Below are 19,346 nucleotides of genomic sequence, written 5' to 3'. Positions count from 1 at the left end.
ATTTTATATTTTTGATATTTTAATGGTTATTATTTAAAATCTATAAGAAGTATATCATATTTTTTATATAATGTCAAGGGGCACTTTTATTTTTTTAAAATCAATATTAAAATATTTGAGTAATTGATTATAAAATTTTATATTATAAAAGTAAAAAAATAATCCGGCAAAGCCGGATTATATTAATAATGATTCAAATTGAGCATTATATAATTTATAATATTCACCTTTCTTATTCATTAACTCTTCATGAGTTCCTTCTTCAACGATTCCATTTTCTGTTAAAACTATAATTCTTTTAGCATGTTTTACAGTTGCAAGTCTGTGGGCAATGATAAAAGTAGTTCTATTTTTTGATAATTTTTCAATAGATCTTTGAATAATCGCTTCACTTTGATTATCTAAAGATGATGTCGCTTCATCAAGAATCAATATAGGTGGATTTTTCAAAAACATCCTTGCTATTGATATTCTTTGTTTTTGACCTCCTGATAACTTAATTCCTCTTTCACCAATTAATGTATCATAACCATCAGATAATTCTAAAATAAACTCATGGGCATTTGCCGCTTTCGCTGCTTCAATTATTTCTTCATCAGTGGCGTCCATTCTTCCATATTTTATATTATCTTTAATAGTTCCCGAAAATAAAAATACATCTTGTTGAACTAAACCGATATTTTGCCTTAATGATTTTATTTTTATATCTCTTATATCTATTCCGTCAATTTTTATACTTCCTTCAGAGATATCATAAAACCTTGGTATTAAACTGCATAATGTTGTTTTACCGCCACCAGATGGTCCTACAATAGCAATAGTTTCACCAGCAGATACATGCAAGTTTATATTGTGTAGTACTTTTTTACCCTCATCATATGAAAAACCCACATTTTCAAAAACAACTTCTCCTTTTACATTTTTTAATTCAATAGCGTTTTCTTTATCTACGATTTCTGGTTCTTTATCCATAATTTCTAAAAACCTTCTAAAGCCAGCAGCTCCTTGTTGATACATTTCAACAAAGCGAAGTAAAACTTTTAAAGGTTGTAAAAATTGACCTACAAAAAGATTATAAGCTATAAAATCTCCCACATTAATATCACCATTATATACAAAAATTCCCCCAACAAAAATCATTATAAGAATAGCCATATTTCCTAAAAAATTAATTGTGGGATAAAAAGTACCTAAATATTTAAATGCTTCTGCTCTAACATTTTTAAATAATTCATTTCCATAATTAAATCTTTCTATTTCATATTCTTCATTTGTAAATGATTTTACAACTCTAATACCTGCAAGTGACTCTTCTATTCTTGAATTTACATCTGCAATTTTTTCTTTAGCTTTTTTGAATGCCATTTCTAGCTTATTATTATAATAAATCATAAAATAAACCATTATAGGAATAATAGAAAATGATATAAGAGTTAGTTTTATATTTATAAACAATAAAATAATAAAAGCACCAACTACTTTTATTAAAGAAATAAATAAATCTTCTGGTCCATGATGAGCTAATTCAGAAATCTCAAATAAATCATTTATTATCCTTGACATTAAATGACCTATTTTTGAATTATCAAAAAAATTAAAAGATAATTTTTGTAAATGTGAAAATAAATCCCTTCTCATATCATATTGAATTCTCAAACCCAATACATGTCCCCAATATGTAACTACATATTCTAAAAAATACATTGCAATGAATATTATTAATAATACTATGCTATAGTTTATCAAAAGCTCAATATTTTTGTTTTTTATTCCTACATTTACTATTTCCCTAGTAATCATAGGATAGGCTAATCCTAATACAGATAAAGTAAAAGCAGATAATAAATCTAAAAAAAACAGTTTCAAATGCGGTCTGTAATATCTAATAAATCTTTTTATCATAGAATCACCTCGTAAAATAAAGATAGCGGCCAAGCCGCTATCTAATTAAAGCAACCTTAAACGGAAATAATTTTGCAGTCATAATTCCTTCTTTAACAGCAGGATCATTTTGCATAAATTCATTTGCTTTTTCTTCATTTTCTTCTTCAAATATTACAATACCAAATGATTCAGGGTCTGATTCATCAGGAACTCTTCCTACTAAAATAATTTTACCTTTTTCTGTATATTCTTTAAGTCTAAAAAAATGTCTACTTATTATTTCATTTGTTTCCTCTGTCCAATTATTTTCATCCATATATTTAGGTATTAATTTTAATATATAAATAAACTGTCTCATATTATCCTCTCAATTTCAATTGTTTATTCGCTATTGTCTCATTTAATCTTCTTACAGGAGTATTCCTTGGAGCACCTTTTAATATTTCTGGATCTGTTTTTGCTTCTTCTAATATTTTATGCATTACTTCTACAAATCTATCTAATTCTTCTTTTGATTCTGTTTCTGTTGGTTCTATCATCATAGCTTCATGAACAATTAACGGGAAGTAAATTGTTGGTGGATGAATGCCATAATCTAACAACCTCTTAGCAAAATCAAGTGTTTTTACTCCATACTCTTTTAAGAAAGATCCATCTATAACAAACTCATGTTTACATATTTCATCATATGCAATATCAAATTCTTTTTCTAATTTTTTTCTTAAATAATTAGCATTTAAAACTGCCATTTCACTTGCAAATTTTAAGCCTTCTTTTCCCATCATTAAAATATAAGTATACGCTCTAACCATTACGCTAAAATTCCCATAAAAAGTTCTTAATCTTCCACAACTTTTTGGTATATCATAATTAAAGAAATATTTTCCATCTTCATTAATATCAACAATTGGTTTAGGTAAGTAATCTTTCAATTTTTCTTTTACTCCAACAGGTCCACTACCTGGACCCCCCATACCATGAGGTGTTGAGAATGTTTTATGTAAATTTAAATGAACTATATCAAAACCCATATCTCCAGGTCTTACTTTACCCATAATAGCATTTAAATTAGCTCCATCATAATATAATAATGCATTGTGTTCATGGGCTAATCTGGCAATTTCTAATATGTCTTTTTCAAATAACCCCAATGTATTTGGATTTGTAAGCATAATAGCAGCTACACTATCATCCATTACTTTTTTAAATTCTTCCAAGTCAACTCTACCATCTGAACCTGATTTCACTTCTACTACATCAAAACCAGCCATTTTTGCAGAAGCAGGGTTTGTTCCATGAGCTGAATCAGGCAGTATTACTTTAGTTTTATTTGTATAGCCATTATCTTCTATATATTTTCTAACAATAAGCATACCTGTTAATTCACCATGAGCTCCAGCAGCTGGTTGTAATGTCACAGCATCCATCCCGGTTATTTCGCCAAGATATTTTTGTAAATTATACATTAATTCTAATGCACCTTGAACTTGCTCTTCATCAAGATAAGGATGAATGTTATTAAACAAATTTGCCATTTCTTCATTTAACATAGGATTATATTTCATTGTACATGAACCAAGTGGATAAAATCCACTATCTACTGAATGATTTTTTCTTTCTAATTCATTATAATGTCTTACAACTTCTAATTCATTTACCTGAGGTAAATTTGGTTCTTCTTTTCTTAATAACTCATTTTCTAATTCTATTTTAACTTCTGGAACATCTAATTTTGGTAAAGAAAATGCTGTTCTTCCTTCTTTAGATTTTTCAAAGATTAATTTCATCTATTTCACCTACCTTAGAAATCAAATAATCAATTTCTTCTTTGGTATTTAATTCTGTTGTGCAGAATAGTCCATAATTTTTCATATCATCAAAAAATCTTCCTAAGTTTAATGGACCAATGAATTTTTCTTCTAATAATTTCTCATTAAATTTATCTAAATCAAATTTAGGTTTTATAACAAATTCATTGAAAAATTCTCCTTCAAAAACAGGATCAAATTTTTCTGTTTCAATTAATTTTTCTGCTAAATAGTGTGCTTTTTGATAGTTTTGATATGCTATTTCTTTTAATCCTTCTCTTCCAATAATACTTAAGTAAACAGAAGCAATAACAGCCATCAATGCGTGATTTGAACAAATATTAGATGTAGCTTTCGCCCTTCTTATATGTTGTTCTCTTGTTTGTAAAACCATTACAAAACCTCTTTTACCATCAGCATCAACTGTTTCACCTATAATTCTTCCAGGCATTTGTCTTATATATTTTTGTTTTGAAGCAAAAAATCCAAATGTAGGACCACCAAATGACATGTAATTCCCAAGTGATTGACCTTCTCCTACAACAATATCTGCACCTAATTTGCCTGGCGCTTCTAATAATCCTAAAGCTATTGGATATGCGTTAACTATCAATAATACTTTTTCTGGTAAAACTTCTTTAATTCGTTTTATGTTTTCTATTACTCCAAAAAAATTTGGATAAGATATAACAACAGAACTTGTATTTTCATCTATTTTATCTTTTAAATCCTCTAAATCTATTCTTCCTGTTTTTTCATCATAATTAATCAATTCTATTTCTAGACCTTGAGATTCTGTGTATGTTCTTGATACTTCTATATATTCTGGATGAATAGATTTTGCTACTAATGATTTATGCTTTTTGTTAACCCTTGATGCCATTAATATTGCTTCAGCAACTGCAGTACCACCGTCATACATCGATGAGTTTGCTACTTCCATTCCTGTTAATTCACATATAGCAGTTTGAAATTCATATAATGCTTGTAATGTACCTTGAGATACTTCAGCTTGATATGGTGTATATGCAGTTAAAAAATTTCTTTTTGTAGCCAATTGATATACAGCTGAAGGAACATAATGTTTGTATATCCCTGCACCTCTGAACATAGCATAATCTTCTAAATTTGCATTTCTGTTTGATAATTCCAACAATTCTCTTTTTACTTCAATTTCAGATTTTGATTCTGATATATTTAATTCTCCCTCAAATAACTTGGGAACATCTTTATATAACTCTTTTATATCATCGATACCAATTACATTCATCATTTCTTTAATATCTTCTTCTGTATGTGGAATGTATGGAAATCTTTTCACCTATTTCACCTCACTCTTAAAATTTCAAAGACCCGGAAATCCGGGCCTATGATTATAATGAGTTTTTGTATTCTTCTTCTGTTAATAAATCATCTAACTCGCTTTCATCAGAAAGTTCTAATTTTACAATCCAACCTTTTCCTTCTGCATCTTCGTTAATAATTTCTGGTGATGCATCTAATTCTGTATTAACTTCTATAACTTTCCCTGAAACTGGAGAGTAAACATCACTAGCTGATTTTACTGATTCTACAGCACAAAGAGCTTCTCCCTTTTTTACTTCTTTTCCTTCTTCTGGCAATTCAACAAATGTAACATCACCTAATTCTTCTGCTGCATGTGCTGTAATACCTATTGTAGCATTTTTACCTTCTACTTCAACCCATTCGTGTGTTTTTGTAAATTTCTTCATTTTCATACCCTCCTAAGTTATTTTCTTGTTTTTACACTACCTCTATAAAATGGTGTTTTTATTACTTTTGCCTTTACTCTTTTACCTCTAATTTCCACTTCAACCTCTGTATCTTTTTTATAATATGGTTTATTTAACATTGCTAAAGCTATAGGCTTATCTAATGTAGGAGAAACTGTACCACTTGTAATAAATCCTACTTCTTCATTACCAACAAAAACCTTATAACCATGTCTAGGAATACCTCTTTCCAACATTTCTATACCCTTTAATCTTCTTCTGATACCAGTTTCTTTTTCTTTTAATAATATTTCTTTTCCTATAAAATCTTTTTCCATATCAACAGCCCATTTTAATCCTGCTTCAAATGGTGTTATATCATCAGTCATATCATTACCGTATAATAGATATGTAGCTTCTAATCTTAATGTATCTCTTGCTCCTAATCCTGCAGGTTTTCCATCATATTTAGGTAAAAGCTCAATTAATTTTCTCCACATTGGAAGAGCAGCTTCTTTATCAAAATAGATTTCAAATCCATCTTCGCCAGTATAACCTGTTCTTGAAACTAAACAATAAATTCCATTTATTCTTCCTTCAGTAAAATTATAATATGAAATTTTTTTCAAATCAACCCCTGAAATTTCTTGTAACATTTCTTCCGCTTTAGGACCTTGTATTGCAATTTGAGCTGTTATATCAGAAATATTTTTTACTTCTACATCAAAATTTTCTGCTTGTTTTACAATCCAATTATAATCTTTCTCTATATTAGAAGCATTAACTACTAATAACACATGTTCATCTGAATATTTATAAGCCAATAAATCATCAATAATCCCACCGTTTTCATTTAACATAGGAGAATAAACAATTTCCTCAGGTTTTATTTTTTCTACATTATTTGTTATTAGATAATTGACAAATTTCAAAGCATCTTTGCCTTTTATATCAATTTCACCCATATGAGATACATCGAAAATACCTACATTATTTCTTACTGTGTGATGTTCATCTTTCAATGATGTATACCATACAGGCATCTCCCAACCGCCAAAAGGTACCATTTTTGCACCTAATCTTACATGTTCTTCAAAAAGTGGTGTTCTTTTTAAGTTTTCCATTAATCTGCCTCCTTATTTTCCAAAATTTCTTTTGCATTTTCATAATCTTTTTCATCAACATATACATTCATAATTGTACCATTACCAAAAAATTCTCTGCCTATACCTAATTCTTTAGGGGCTTTTATCAATGAGTTTATTCCTTCTGATTCTAATAATTGTTTTATTATTTGAGCTTCAAAATCGTTAACATGTGATTTTAATACTTTCCACATTACGATCACCTCTTTTCTCTTGTATTATACATCTAAAATTTGTATTTATAAAGAAAAGAAATTTTATAAAAAACGTGGTATAATACCAATAAATGGCGATAAATGAAAAAAATTTCATATATTCATAGATTTTCGCGTTTAATAATATTAAGGAGGGAGAGTTTTATGCCTGAAATTAAGAAAATTGGAATTATTACCAGTGGAGGCGATGCTCCGGGAATGAATGCTGCTGTTAGAGCTGTTACAAGAACTGCTGCATCAAAAAATATAGATGTTATAGGTTTTTACAAAGGATACGCTGGAATTTTAGATAAAGATTATATTGAATTAACTTATTCTTCTGTTGGTGGAATAATGGAGAAAGGCGGAACAATATTAAGAACTGCAAGAGTTCCAGAATTTAAAAATCCTGAGATTAGAGCAGAAGCGGCTAAAAATTTAAGAGAATTAGGTGTTGATGGATTGGTTGTTATTGGTGGAGAAGGTAGTTTAACAGGAGCTAAATTATTATATGAAGAATTCAATGTTCCTGTTATTGGAATTCCTGCTTCTATAGACAATGATATTCCACACACAGATATGGCAATAGGTGTTGATACATGTTTAAATACTGCAGTAGATGCAATGCAAAAATTAAAGGACACAGCTTCTTCACACGAAAGAGCTTTTATTGTTGAAGTTATGGGAAGAGGTTCAGGATACATTGCACTAATGTCGGGTTTATCTGTTGGTGCTGAAGCAGTAATAATACCTGAAGTACCTGTTGATTATAATGAACTAACAGATAGGATATGGCAAGAAAGAAAAAGAGGGAAGATAAATTGTATTGTAGTTGTAGCAGAAGGTGCTGCAAGTGCTTATTCTGTTGCAAGACATTTTGAAAATAAGATTGGATATGAAACAAGAATAACAATTTTAGGACATATTCAAAGAGGTGGTTCTCCTACAGCATTTGATAGAATTTTAGCTTCAAGAATGGGATATTCAGCAGTTAATTTCCTATTAGAAGGGAAATTTGGAACAATGGTTGCTTTAGAAAAAGGACAAACAGTTACTGTTCCTTTAGAAAAAGTTTTAAGCGAAAAGAAAGTTTTAGACCCACAATTAATTGAATTAGTAAATACATTATCTTAAGGAGTGATTATATGAGAAAAACAAGAATTGTTGCTACTATAGGGCCAGCTACTGAATCAGAAGAAATGGTAAGAGAATTAATAAAAGCTGGTGCTGATGTTCTAAGATTAAACACATCACATGAAAGTCCCGAAGTTCATCAAAAAAGAATTGAAGTAATTAAAAAAGTAAGAAAAGAATTTGATAAACCTGTAGCTATATTGTTAGATTTAGCAGGACCAAAAATCAGAACTGGAAAATTTAATAAAGATGAAGTTACATTGCAAGAAGGTCAGGAATTTATTTTAACTGCTGAAGATATTGTAGGTGATGAAACAAAAGTTTCAATAAACTATAAAGGATTACCAAAAGATGTTAAACCAGGTGATTTAATTTTAGTAAATGATGGAAAATTAAAATTAGAAGTCATTGAGTCAGATGGCGTAAATATAAAAACAAAAGTAAGAAATACAGCTATAATAACTCATAGAAGAGGAATTAATGCTCCAGGAGCGGATATTAGAATTCCTGCCTTAACAGAAAAGGATAAAGAATATATTAAATTTGGTATAAAAAATGAAGTAGATTATTTTGCTTTATCTTTTGTAAGAAAGCCAGAAGATGTTATTGAAATGAGAGAAATACTTAATTCTTTACATGCAAATGATGCTCAAATAATTAGTAAAATTGAGACAAAGCAAGCTATAGATAATGATCTTGAAAAAATAATAGAATTATCAGATGCTGTAATGGTTGCTAGGGGAGATTTGGGAGTTGAAGTAGAAGCAGAAAAAATACCTGTATTACAAAAAAGAATTATTAGTATAGCAAATAAAAAATCTAAACCTGTTATTACAGCAACCCAAATGCTTGAAACAATGATAGAAAATCCAGTTCCAACAAGAGCAGAAACTACAGATATAGCTAATGCTATTCTTGATGGAACTGATGCAATAATGCTATCAGGAGAAACTTCAATTGGTAAATATCCATTAGAAGCAGTAAGGGTTATGGACAGAGTAGCAAAGGAAACAGAACCATATATAAATCATTATGGTGCATTATTTTTTGATTTTGATGAAGAAGATTCAACAACAAATGCTATTTCAAAAGCAGCAAATGAAATAGCTATATCTGCTGGAATAAGAACAATTGTTGCGGTTACAGATAAAGGGTATACTGCTAGAGCAGTTTCAAGGTATAGAGAGAATGTAAACATCATAGCTGTTACACATTCAGAAAAAACATATAATAGATTAGCTCTTGTTTGGGGAGTCAAACCAATGATTGTAAATGAATTTGTAAGTACTGATACTATGCTTTACATTGTAAAACAAACTCTAAAAATGAAGGATTAGTTCAACCTGGAGAAAAAATTATCTTTACTGCGGGTATTCCTTATGGTTTTTCAAGTAAAACAAATTTCTTGCATATTGCTGAAATAAAATAATGCTGCGTTAAGCAGCATTATTTTTATTAAAATTGTAATTCACTTTTTAACTTTTTTATTTTCTCAATATTATCTATAAATATATCTACTAAAACCGGATCAAAGGATATTCCCTTTAACGATAATATATAATCTACCGCTTGATCAATAGGCCATGCTTTTCTATAAACTCTATCTTGAGTTAATGCATCAAATACGTCTGCTATAGAAACAATTCTAGCTTCTAAAAGAATATCCTCTCCCTTTAACCCAAAAGGGTATCCGCTTCCATTCCATTTTTCATGATGTTGGAGAGAGATCTTAGAGGCAATGTCAAAAACTTCCCATTTTGAATTTTTTAAGATATTATATCCTATTATTGGATGTTCTTTCATTATTTCAAACTCTTCATCAGTAAGTTTATCTGGTTTATTCAATATAGTATCTGAAATACCTATTTTACCTATATCATGTAAAGGCGCAGCTAACTTTAAAACATCTAATCTTTTTTGATCCAAACCATAGGCTTCTCCTATTATATATGCAATTTCAGCAACACTTCTTACATGAAATCCTGTTTCACCAGATCTTGCTTCAATAATATCTGAAAGTTTATAAATAATTTCTTTATGTGACTTATGCATATCTATAAAATAATTACTTGATATAAAACTAAGATATATATTTTCTATAAATGTTGATATTATACCGTGTTCAATAGGGTTTATATCATATTTAAATTTAACAATAAATAAACCTTTATCTTCTTTATAATCAAATTCTTTTTTTATTATATTACCATTAGACTCCTCATATTCTTCTTCACTTAATTCTCCTATTACAAAATTCTTATATTTTATTCCTACTTTATACTCAACAACAATTGAATAGTATTTAATAAACATTTTTACTCTTTCATACCATTCTTCCAAAAAAGCATATATATCTTCTAAAAACAATAATTCATAAGGTTCTTTCACTATTTTCTCAAGTCCTTTTACTCCTCTTTCAAGTAAAATAATATCTCTATACGATCTTAATGAAGTTAATACTGCTGTTCTCAATTTTACCTCGTTTAAATCTTTTTTATCTATATATAAATTAATGTCATATGTTGCAACGGTAATATCCTCTGGCGCTTTTTCAGGTCTTGCTGTTTCTAAAATAATTCTCACATTTCTATTTTTAATTTTATTTCTAACATAATCTATCAATTCTAAACCAGCTAAATCCTTTTCCATAACCAAATCGGATATTAATACAGCTGTATCTGTATTAATATCTAAAAATTCTTTCGCTTGTTTTAAATTATAAGCATGACAAAGTTCAATAGGTTTGTTTTCAAATTCCAAACCTTTTAAAGCTGATTCAATAAATAAATGTACTAATTTATCATCATCTACTAATAATATTTTCCATTTATTCATTTTATATAAAATCCCCCAAATATTTTCTAAAAATATTATACTACATTTAAATTTTTTTTCAAAATCTATTTTTAATTAATTAACTTTTAAATATAAAAAATGTATAAAAAAATAAATGAGCCACAAGGGCTCATTTATTCCATAACAATCTCAGCAGGATAATCTATTTCTTCTAATTTTCTTAAAATTAATTCAACATCGCAGCTTGGAGATTGAATATATACTTTCTTTTCATCTAGTTTCACGTCAAAACTTTTTACTCCTATTTCATTTAAAGCGTTTGTGATTTTCATTACACAATGTTGACAACCCATATCTGGTACTGATAATACTAAATCCATACAATCTACCTCCCTTTAATTCTCAAAGAATTTAATACTACTGTTATTGAACTAAAAGCCATTGCAGTTTCTGCTATAGCAGGATGTAATAATCCAGCCATTGCTGCAGGAATTGCAATTACATTATAGAAAAATGCCCAGAATAAATTAGATTTTATAATAGAAAATGTTTTTCTAGATATTTCAACAGCATCAACTATTTTTGAAACTCCACCTTTCACTATTATTATATCTGCATTATCAATAGCTAAATCTGTTCCGCTTCCAATAGCTACTCCAATATCTGCACCTTTTAAAGCTGCGGCATCATTCATTCCATCTCCAACCATTAATGTTTTAAATCCTTTACCTTGATAATTTCTTACTATATTTAACTTATCTTCTGGTTTAACTCCAGCCCAAACTTCTTCTATCCCTACTTCTTTAGCAACAGCTTTAGCTGTTTTTTCATTATCACCAGTTGCCATAACTGGTATTATACCAATTCTTTTAAATTCTTCAATAGCTATTTTCGAATCTTCTCTAATTTTATCTGTTATTGCAATATAACCTAATAAGTTATTATCTTCATACACCTCAATTACTGTATATGCTTTACTATTTAATTCATCATAATTGTTTTTTGGTTTACCTATAAAATATTCTTTTCCTTCAAATATTCCCTTTACCCCAGATCCTGATATTTCTTCAATATCTTCTATTTTTACTCTTTCTTCCGTCATTTCAGATATCGCTTTAGCTAAAGGATGGTTTGACATACTTTCTATTGAAGAAATAATTTTAACTTTATCTTTAGGTATGTTATGTTCTACTACAATAGGTTTACCTTGGGTTATTGTTCCTGTTTTATCCATTATTACTACCTTTACATCTTTTGATGTTTGAATTGCTTCTGCATTTCTGATTATCAATCCTTTTTTTGCGGCTTGTCCAGTACCAGCAACTAAAGCCATTGGTGTAGCCAATCCCAATGCACAAGGACATGCTATTACTATAGTAGCTACAAAAACAAATACACTAAAGGATAATGGATCATTTGTATTTAAAATCCATGGAAATACATTTCTCATATTATTTATAAATCCTGTTAGTGAATAAAAATTAAAATACCATATCAATCCACTTAATACAGCTAAAGTCATAACAATGGGTACAAACCATAATGTTATTCTATCAGCTAATGCTTGTATAGGAACTTTTGCACCTTGTGCTTCTTGTATTAATTTAACCATTTGAGATAAAAATGTATCTTCCCCAACTTTTGTTACTTTTATTTTTACAACTCCAGTTAAATTCAATGACCCTCCAATTACATTTTCATTCTCTTCTTTTTCAATAGGAATAGATTCCCCTGTTATCATTGATTCATCTATAGATGATTTACCTTCTATTATTTCACCATCAACAGGAATTCTTTCACCAGGTTTTACTAAAACTATAAAATCTTCTTTCACTGCTTCAATCGGCATAAATAATTCTTCATCCTCAACTAAAACTCTAGCTTCTTTTGCTTGCATATTCATCAATGCTTTTATTTCTTTTGCTGCTTTATCTCTCAAATGTGATTCAATAAATCTACCTGTTAAATGCAAAGCCATTATCATTGCGCCAATTGTTCCAAAAGATGCTATTGGCAAACCAAAAGAATTTAATAAGGCTGTAATCCATGACGCTACTGATCCAAACAAAATCAAGGTATCCATATTAGTATGAAAATGGGATAATGCTATCCATGCACCTTTTATTGTTTTTTTACCGGTGTAAAATATAACAAATCCGGCAATTATTACTTCAATTACTGAAAATCCAGGTATTTCTCTCCATAACATATGAACTAACATCATCACAGAAATTGGAATAGTAAATAATAATGATAAAATTAAATTTTTCTTTGTTTCTTCATATCTTTTTTTCTCTATATCTTGACTAATATCTAGAGAAATATCATACCCTGTTTTTTGAACAGCTTTCTTTAATTCTTCGAAAGGAATTTCTTCATCTGAAACAACAAACGCTGTTTCAGTAGCTAAATTTACAGCGGAAAATTTTACACCATCTACTTTTTTTAATGCTTTTTCAACAGTTTTAGCACATGTTGCACATGTCATACCAATTACTCTAAAATTTTGCTTATTTTTTGTATCATTACTCATATTCAAACCTCCTATTCAACACAACAACTCATTTTTGTTATATCCCTTTTAAAATCTTGAGCTCCTAATTTTATTATTTCTGATAATGTTGGAAATATATGAACAGTGTTAATTACTTCATTAATATTCATTTTATTTTTTACAATCATAGTGGCTTCATGAATGATATCTGCAGCCATCGGAGACATTAATTGAATACCTATAATTGTTTCACTTTCACTATCAACTACTAATCTTATAGCGCCTTTAGTATCTTTAATTGCAAGAGCTTTGGGTAAATTTTCTATCTTTACAAAATTACATTTGAATTTTAATTTTCTTTTCTTAGCTTCATTTTCAGTTATTCCAACACTTGCAAACTGAGGATCTGTAAAAATTGCATATGGTATAAGATCATAATCAATTTTTTTCTTTTCTTCTAAAAACATATTATTCACTGCAAAAAATCCTTCTTTAGCAGCTACTGTCTCTAACATTGGATTACCTATTACATCTCCTGCTGCCCATATATTTTCATCTGCTTGATAATATTTATCAACAATAATTTCGTGCTTTTTACCTAATTTAATATTAGTATTTTCTAATCCCAGATCATCAGTATTTGAAATTCTTCCTGTTGCAATTAATACATCATCAAAATCCATCGTTTCATTATTTTCAAACAAAATTTTTTTATTCTTAATTTCTTTTATTTTTACATTTCTAATAATTTTTATTCCTTCTTTTTTAAAATAAATATTCATCATTTTTTCAAAGTCATTATCTACTCCACCCATAATATGTTCTGTTGCCTCTATTATAGTAACTTTAGAACCAAATCTCGAAAACATTTGTGCAAATTCTAATCCTAATGCACCTGCTCCTATAACAATTAACTTTTCTGGTATTTTTTTTAATTCAAGAGCTGTTTTATTTGTTAAATATTTAACTTTTTCTATACCTTTAATAGGCGGAATAAATGTTTTTGAACCTGTTGCAATTAAAAACTTTTCTCCAAAATATTTTTCACCATTAACTATAACTGAATTATTATCTATAAATTCTGCTTTTCCATTAACGAAATCAACATTTTCTAAATTAGATAAAACTTTTTTATATTTTTCTTCTCTTGCATTTTCTACTAATTTATTTTTTTCTTCAACAATTTTTTCATAATTTATTTTTACATTTGCAGTTATTCCATCAAAAATATTATTAGATATTTTATGTATTAATTCTGCTTTATATAACATATGTTTTGTTGGAAAACATCCCACATTAACGCATGTACCACCAATTTCAACATTATTGTTATCATTAATTATCAATACTTTTTTATTCAATTCATTTGCTTTCATTGCTGCCGCAAACCCTGCTGCTCCTCCACCTATAATTATTAAATCATACTTCATAATTTCACTCCTTTCCCCTCTGTATAGGGGTATTATAATTAAATTATAACTATTTAATATTTCGTTTTTATTAAAAAATAATTATATTAGACTATTTTTGTCGTATATAGCTATTAGCAAAATCAATAATATTGGAGTGATTGATTTAATCTATTATCAAATCAATCACTCCAATAAAACTAAATTAATTCATATTTATTATTCTTTATTTTATTGCTCTACCCACACAGAAACTGAACCGCCATTTACCTTAAACTCTGCCCAACCATCAGAATTTGACCACACTTCATCACTTCTGTTTCCTAAATAATCTACAAATTTTGCATTTTTCTTTCCAACATACATCCATTTGCTTCCACCGGGACCATCTGTTAATATTACAGCCATAACTTTTGGATGTTCTAAATCTCCTAATCTGGTCCATCCAATTATATCCCAATGATCTAAATAATCATATTGATCACCATAAGCATATAATTTCCTTGCCTCTATTAATTTTTTTATAATTTCATATTGCGCTGTTATATTAGGAGCACCATACATATCTCCATAAAAAACACACGGATAACCATCTTTTCTTAATAAAATCATTGCATATGCCAATGGTTTAAACCAATCTTCTACTGAAGAAGATAGTGATTGACCAGGTTGTGTATCGTGGTTTTCCACAAAGGTTACAGCTTTTACTGGATTTGATTGTACAAGTGTCCCATTGAAAATATTTCTCATGTCATAATATCCACCAGCATTTGAAGCATCATGAAAATGTTGGTGTAAAGGCACATCAAATAATGACATTCTTCCTTCAGTTTTTGTAATATAGTTATTTAATTTGTTTATATCTGTACTCCAATATTCTCCAACAGTAAATAATTCTTTTCCTGTTGTGTTTCTCATATAGTCTAACCAGTCATTGAAAAAATCAAACTTTATATGCTTCACAGCATCCAGTCTAAATCCATCAACATTTGTAAAATCAACATACCATTTCCCCCAATTCTTTAGTTCTTGAACAACATCTGGATGTTCCATATCTAAATCTGCACCCATTAAATAATCATAATTTGCATTCTCAGTGTCAACTTCCCAATCCCATTCTTTTCCTATTCCGTTAAATCGAAATATTGCACTTTCCTGAGTACTTTGATCCCAATCAACTCCATCAAAATAATACCATCTCCATTTGAAATCAGAATATTTATTTGCCCTCCCTGGAAAATCGAAAACAGTCCATGCCTCAATTTCTCTATTTTCAAGTTCCAAATTTCTGTCATTCCAAGAAACTTTGGTAGCATTAACCCATTCTGTTGCATCTGCACCCATTCTATGATTAAATACAACATCAGCATAAACTTGGAGATTATATAAATGTGCAGAACTTACAACATTTAAATATTGATCTTTTGTTCCATATTTTGTTGCAATACTTCCTTTTTGATTAAATTCTCCAAGATCATACATATCATACACACCATATCCCACATCACTTTTTCCTGCTTGGCCTTTATATGCTGGAGGCATCCACAATGCAGTTATTCCCATAGATGCAAAATCAGACATCTTTTCAGAAAGTTCTACCCATAAACCTCTTTGTGTATTTTCATCATACTCTGGTAAATACCATTGAAAAGCCTGTAACATAACTCCATTTATAGGACTTGTATATTTTTTTACATCAATATAATGCGTATCATCATAAAAAGTTATTTTATAAGTAGTATATGGTTCGACCACATAATCAGATGCAGGATAACTTTCGCTCCAATCCCCATAATGATCTATCTTGAATCGTGGAGATCCATATCCATCACCATTATTAAATGTTATTATAATCTCCCATGTGTTTGGCGCGACCTTTTGCATTAATGTTGTTCCCCAATTGTTTGGAGTTCCTCTGAAATACGCCTGAGCCCATTCGCCTTTAACAATACTGGTAGAAGTTATAATTTCTCCAGAATTTTCATCAACTTGTTTCACACACCCTGTTAACAATAACAAAATCAATGTAATAATAACTAAAACATTCAAAAAAAAGCGTTTCACTTTGTCCATACCTCCCTAAAATATAAATTAATCCCCACCCAATTACACTTTGGATTATACTATTTGTAATGTACTTTTAAAAATATAATAATCGGAAAATATTTTTTAAAAATTAGAAAAAAAGGATTATATTTAATAATAATTGAATATTATAAACTATAATAACAAAAAATAATATTTATTTTTTGCTAAGAATCAATTATTTTTCTTTTGATACTTTTAATACATTTGGTGAAATAAATGTGTAAATTTTAATCATATGAGGTAACTCTTTTATTTTTTCATCGAACCAAAAATATAATTAAACTGATAAATAATAAAAAATTAACAATAAAAATGTATCAAGCGATATTATAAATATGTAAATTTATTAAATTTTAGCAAATAAAAATTTATCAGAGATTTACGTTAACTTTATTGATTTATTTCTTTTTTTTGATAAAATTAACATAAATTGATAAGTAAAAATATTCTCTTTATTTCAATTAACACTAATCTAATAAAAAATTGTATACTTTATGAAGTATTATTATAATTCAATAAATTAAAAATTCGCGATATATATAACGATATTATTGAACAAAGTCGATTGTTATCATGTATTAATAATGAGTGTCACCTGAAACTTTCTGAAATAATTATTATTACCATCCGTTTTTGAATAGAACCATAACATTGAATGCAGAAGGAAAAATATTGCCCTGTCCTTAAATTGAAAATGAAATAATTGGTGATGTTTCAAAAAATGAAAATGTTTTTAAAGAAATATTTTTAGAAAATAAAATAGATAAATATTGGAAACTGCATCTTGGAAAAACAGAAGAATGTGAGGAGAGGATATATATGGAAATAATAAAATTTAAAGGAGTAAAAAAGCAATATCATAGTAGAACTGAAGCAATAAAAGGTGTGGATTTTTCAGTAAGAAAAAGAGAAATAATAGGAATAATATATCTGACACCATTTCTTCTTCGTAAAGAAAAAATAATAATCCCCTCTAAGAAACAGAGGGGATTATTAATATTATTTACTTAAGAAAAATTCTAAATCTTTTTCTACTGTTGTAATTGGATTAATTCCAAAATTATCTACTAATACTTTTAATACGTTTGGTGAAACAAATGCTGGAAGTTTTGGACCTAATTTTATTCCTTTTACACCTAAATACAATAATGCTAATAATACTGCTACTGCTTTTTGTTCATACCATGCAATATTATATTCAATTGGTAATTCATTTATATCGTCCAATCCAAATGCTTCTTTTAATTTTAATGCTGTAACTACTAATGAATAAGAGTCATTACATTGACCAGCGTCTAATACCCTTGGAATTCCTCCAATATCTCCTAAATCCAATTTATTATATCTATATTTTGCACAACCAGCTGTTAAAATAACATTATCTTTCGGAAGTTTTGCTGCAAATTCTGTATAATATTCTCTTTCTTTATGTCTACCATCACAACCTGCCATTACAAAGAATTTTTTTATTGCACCTGATTTTACTGCTTCAATAACTTTATCTGCTACTTGAGATACTTGTTCATGTGCAAAACCTATAACTAATTTTTTACCTTCTCTTTCAGGAATAGGACCTAATTCTAACGCTTTCTTAATTACTGGTGAAAAATCTTTTGGTTTTCCATCTGTTCTATTTGGAATATGAGTTAATTTATCAAATCCAACTAACCCTGTTGTGAATACTCTATCTTTATATGATTCCTTTGGAGGAACTAAACAATTTGTTGTCATTAATATTGCTCCACCAAATTCTTCAAATTCTTTATCTTGCTTCCACCATGCACTTCCAAAATTTCCAGCTAAATGTTTATATTTCTTTAATTCTGGATATGCATTTGCTGGTAACATTTCACCATGTGTATAAACCATAATGCCTGTGCCTTCTGTTTGTTTTAATAATTCCTCTAAATCAAGTAAATCATGACCACTTACTAATATTCCAGGTGCATTATATGTTCCTGTATATACTTCTGTAATTTCCGGATTTCCGTATGTTGAAGTATTCGCTTTATCCAATAATGCCATTGCTTCTACTGCATATTTACCAGCTTCCATAGTTAAGTTTATTAGTTCATCTACAGTAATATCATCTCTTAATGTTTCTACTAATCCTTTTTGAATGAAATATAATATATCATCATTTGCATATTTTAAAACATATGCATGATCTGTATATGCTGCAATACCTTTTAAACCATATATTAACAATTGCTTCAATGATCTTATATCTTCATTTTTATCAAGAAATACTCCAACTTCCATTCCTTTTAATTCATATACTTCTGCCCCTCCCGGTTTATACCATTCAGCTGCTTCTGGAACTTTTTCATCAAATGGTTTTCCTTCTTTAGCCACATATGCATCTAAAAATTTGTGTTTTACTCTATCTCTTAATTCTATAGCTCTTTCAATAAATTCCACCATTCTTTCAACAGAAAAATTTACATTTGTTATTGTACTAAACAGAGCTTCAGCAACATATAAATTAGCTTCATCATCTTTTACACCATATTCTTTTGCTTTTAATGTCCAATATGATAATCCTTTAGTAAGCCATATTAACATATCTTGTAATGTAGCTACTTCTGGAGTTTTTCCACAAACACCTATAGTGTCACATCCCACACCTCTTGCTGCTTCTGAACATTGATAACAAAACAT

Annotated in this window: 16 protein-coding genes; 3 read left to right on the top strand and 13 right to left on the bottom strand. The window is 28.7% G+C overall.

Translation table 11 applies throughout. The annotated features are described in order from the left end of the window. Positions 1 to 177 precede the first annotated feature (177 nt). The 7 genes from JRV97_RS09470 to JRV97_RS09440 are packed head-to-tail and all read right to left on the bottom strand — an operon-like array spanning position 178 to position 6,764. Positions 178 to 1,902 carry an ABC transporter ATP-binding protein gene (locus JRV97_RS09470; RefSeq protein ID WP_280998346.1) on the bottom strand — a complete coding sequence of 575 codons (1,725 nt, stop codon included), beginning with the start codon at positions 1,900 to 1,902 and terminating at the stop codon, positions 178 to 180. A 37-nt stretch (positions 1,903 to 1,939) separates the two neighbouring features. Then, positions 1,940 to 2,242, bottom strand: a complete 303-nt coding sequence (locus JRV97_RS09465) for a YciI family protein (protein WP_280998344.1) — start codon at positions 2,240 to 2,242, stop codon at positions 1,940 to 1,942. A 1-nt stretch (position 2,243) separates the two neighbouring features. Then, the gene (gene gcvPB / locus JRV97_RS09460; RefSeq protein ID WP_280998343.1) at positions 2,244 to 3,671 is read right to left on the bottom strand and encodes an aminomethyl-transferring glycine dehydrogenase subunit GcvPB; all 1,428 of its coding nucleotides are present in this window, start codon (positions 3,669 to 3,671) and stop codon (positions 2,244 to 2,246) included. Continuing rightward, the gene (gene gcvPA, locus JRV97_RS09455; RefSeq protein ID WP_280998341.1) at positions 3,655 to 5,013 is read right to left on the bottom strand and encodes an aminomethyl-transferring glycine dehydrogenase subunit GcvPA; all 1,359 of its coding nucleotides are present in this window, start codon (positions 5,011 to 5,013) and stop codon (positions 3,655 to 3,657) included. Before gcvPA ends, gcvPB begins: the two co-directional genes overlap by 17 nt. 52 nt (positions 5,014 to 5,065) lie before the next feature. After that, positions 5,066 to 5,431, bottom strand: a complete 366-nt coding sequence (gene gcvH, locus JRV97_RS09450) for a glycine cleavage system protein GcvH (protein ID WP_407081547.1) — start codon at positions 5,429 to 5,431, stop codon at positions 5,066 to 5,068. 11 nt (positions 5,432 to 5,442) lie between these two features. Continuing rightward, positions 5,443 to 6,549 carry a glycine cleavage system aminomethyltransferase GcvT gene (gene gcvT / locus JRV97_RS09445; protein WP_280998337.1) on the bottom strand — a complete coding sequence of 369 codons (1,107 nt, stop codon included), beginning with the start codon at positions 6,547 to 6,549 and terminating at the stop codon, positions 5,443 to 5,445. Continuing rightward, positions 6,549 to 6,764 (bottom strand): putative signal transducing protein, encoded by a 216-nt coding sequence (locus JRV97_RS09440; protein WP_280998335.1) that lies wholly within the window; start codon positions 6,762 to 6,764, stop codon positions 6,549 to 6,551. The genes gcvT and JRV97_RS09440 overlap by 1 nt, the downstream gene beginning before the upstream one ends. A gap of 174 nt (positions 6,765 to 6,938) precedes the next feature. Between JRV97_RS09440 and pfkA the strand changes: the two genes are divergently transcribed. Both pfkA and pyk read left to right on the top strand, forming a co-directional pair. Continuing rightward, a complete protein-coding gene (gene pfkA / locus JRV97_RS09435) occupies positions 6,939 to 7,898 on the top strand; it encodes a 6-phosphofructokinase (protein WP_407081587.1) in 960 nt (319 codons plus the stop codon). 11 nt (positions 7,899 to 7,909) lie between these two features. Beyond that, on the top strand, positions 7,910 to 9,235 hold the full coding sequence (gene pyk, locus JRV97_RS09430; protein WP_280998333.1) for a pyruvate kinase: 1,326 nt from the start codon (positions 7,910 to 7,912) through the stop codon (positions 9,233 to 9,235). Between the two features lie 118 nt (positions 9,236 to 9,353). Here the strand turns inward: pyk and JRV97_RS09425 are convergent, their stop codons facing one another. From JRV97_RS09425 to JRV97_RS09405, 5 genes are all read right to left on the bottom strand, one after another. Further along, positions 9,354 to 10,733, bottom strand: a complete 1,380-nt coding sequence (locus JRV97_RS09425; RefSeq protein WP_280998332.1) for an HD domain-containing phosphohydrolase — start codon at positions 10,731 to 10,733, stop codon at positions 9,354 to 9,356. Between the two features lie 134 nt (positions 10,734 to 10,867). Then, positions 10,868 to 11,074: a heavy-metal-associated domain-containing protein gene (locus JRV97_RS09420; RefSeq protein ID WP_280998331.1), complete on the bottom strand. Its 207-nt coding sequence runs from the start codon at positions 11,072 to 11,074 to the stop codon at positions 10,868 to 10,870. Between the two features lie 5 nt (positions 11,075 to 11,079). Beyond that, entirely contained in the window at positions 11,080 to 13,227 is a 2,148-nt protein-coding gene (locus tag JRV97_RS09415) for a heavy metal translocating P-type ATPase (protein WP_280998330.1), read from the bottom strand. An 11-nt stretch (positions 13,228 to 13,238) separates the two neighbouring features. Beyond that, positions 13,239 to 14,618, bottom strand: a complete 1,380-nt coding sequence (gene merA / locus JRV97_RS09410) for a mercury(II) reductase (RefSeq protein ID WP_280998329.1) — start codon at positions 14,616 to 14,618, stop codon at positions 13,239 to 13,241. Between the two features lie 210 nt (positions 14,619 to 14,828). Continuing rightward, on the bottom strand, positions 14,829 to 16,661 hold the full coding sequence (locus JRV97_RS09405; RefSeq protein WP_280998328.1) for an alpha-amylase: 1,833 nt from the start codon (positions 16,659 to 16,661) through the stop codon (positions 14,829 to 14,831). A gap of 843 nt (positions 16,662 to 17,504) precedes the next feature. Between JRV97_RS09405 and JRV97_RS09400 the strand changes: the two genes are divergently transcribed. Then, a complete protein-coding gene (locus JRV97_RS09400) occupies positions 17,505 to 17,696 on the top strand; it encodes a hypothetical protein (RefSeq protein WP_280998327.1) in 192 nt (63 codons plus the stop codon). Here the strand turns inward: JRV97_RS09400 and hcp are convergent. Continuing rightward, positions 17,685 to 19,346: a hydroxylamine reductase gene (gene hcp, locus JRV97_RS09395; RefSeq protein WP_407081586.1), complete on the bottom strand. Its 1,662-nt coding sequence runs from the start codon at positions 19,344 to 19,346 to the stop codon at positions 17,685 to 17,687. The genes JRV97_RS09400 and hcp overlap by 12 nt on opposite strands.

The organism is Marinitoga aeolica, from assembly GCF_029910535.1.
GTDB classification, from domain to species: Bacteria; Thermotogota; Thermotogae; order Petrotogales; family Petrotogaceae; genus Marinitoga; species Marinitoga aeolica.
The sequence above is the reverse complement of the archived record's forward strand: the minus strand, read 5'-3'. Positions and strand labels throughout refer to the sequence as shown.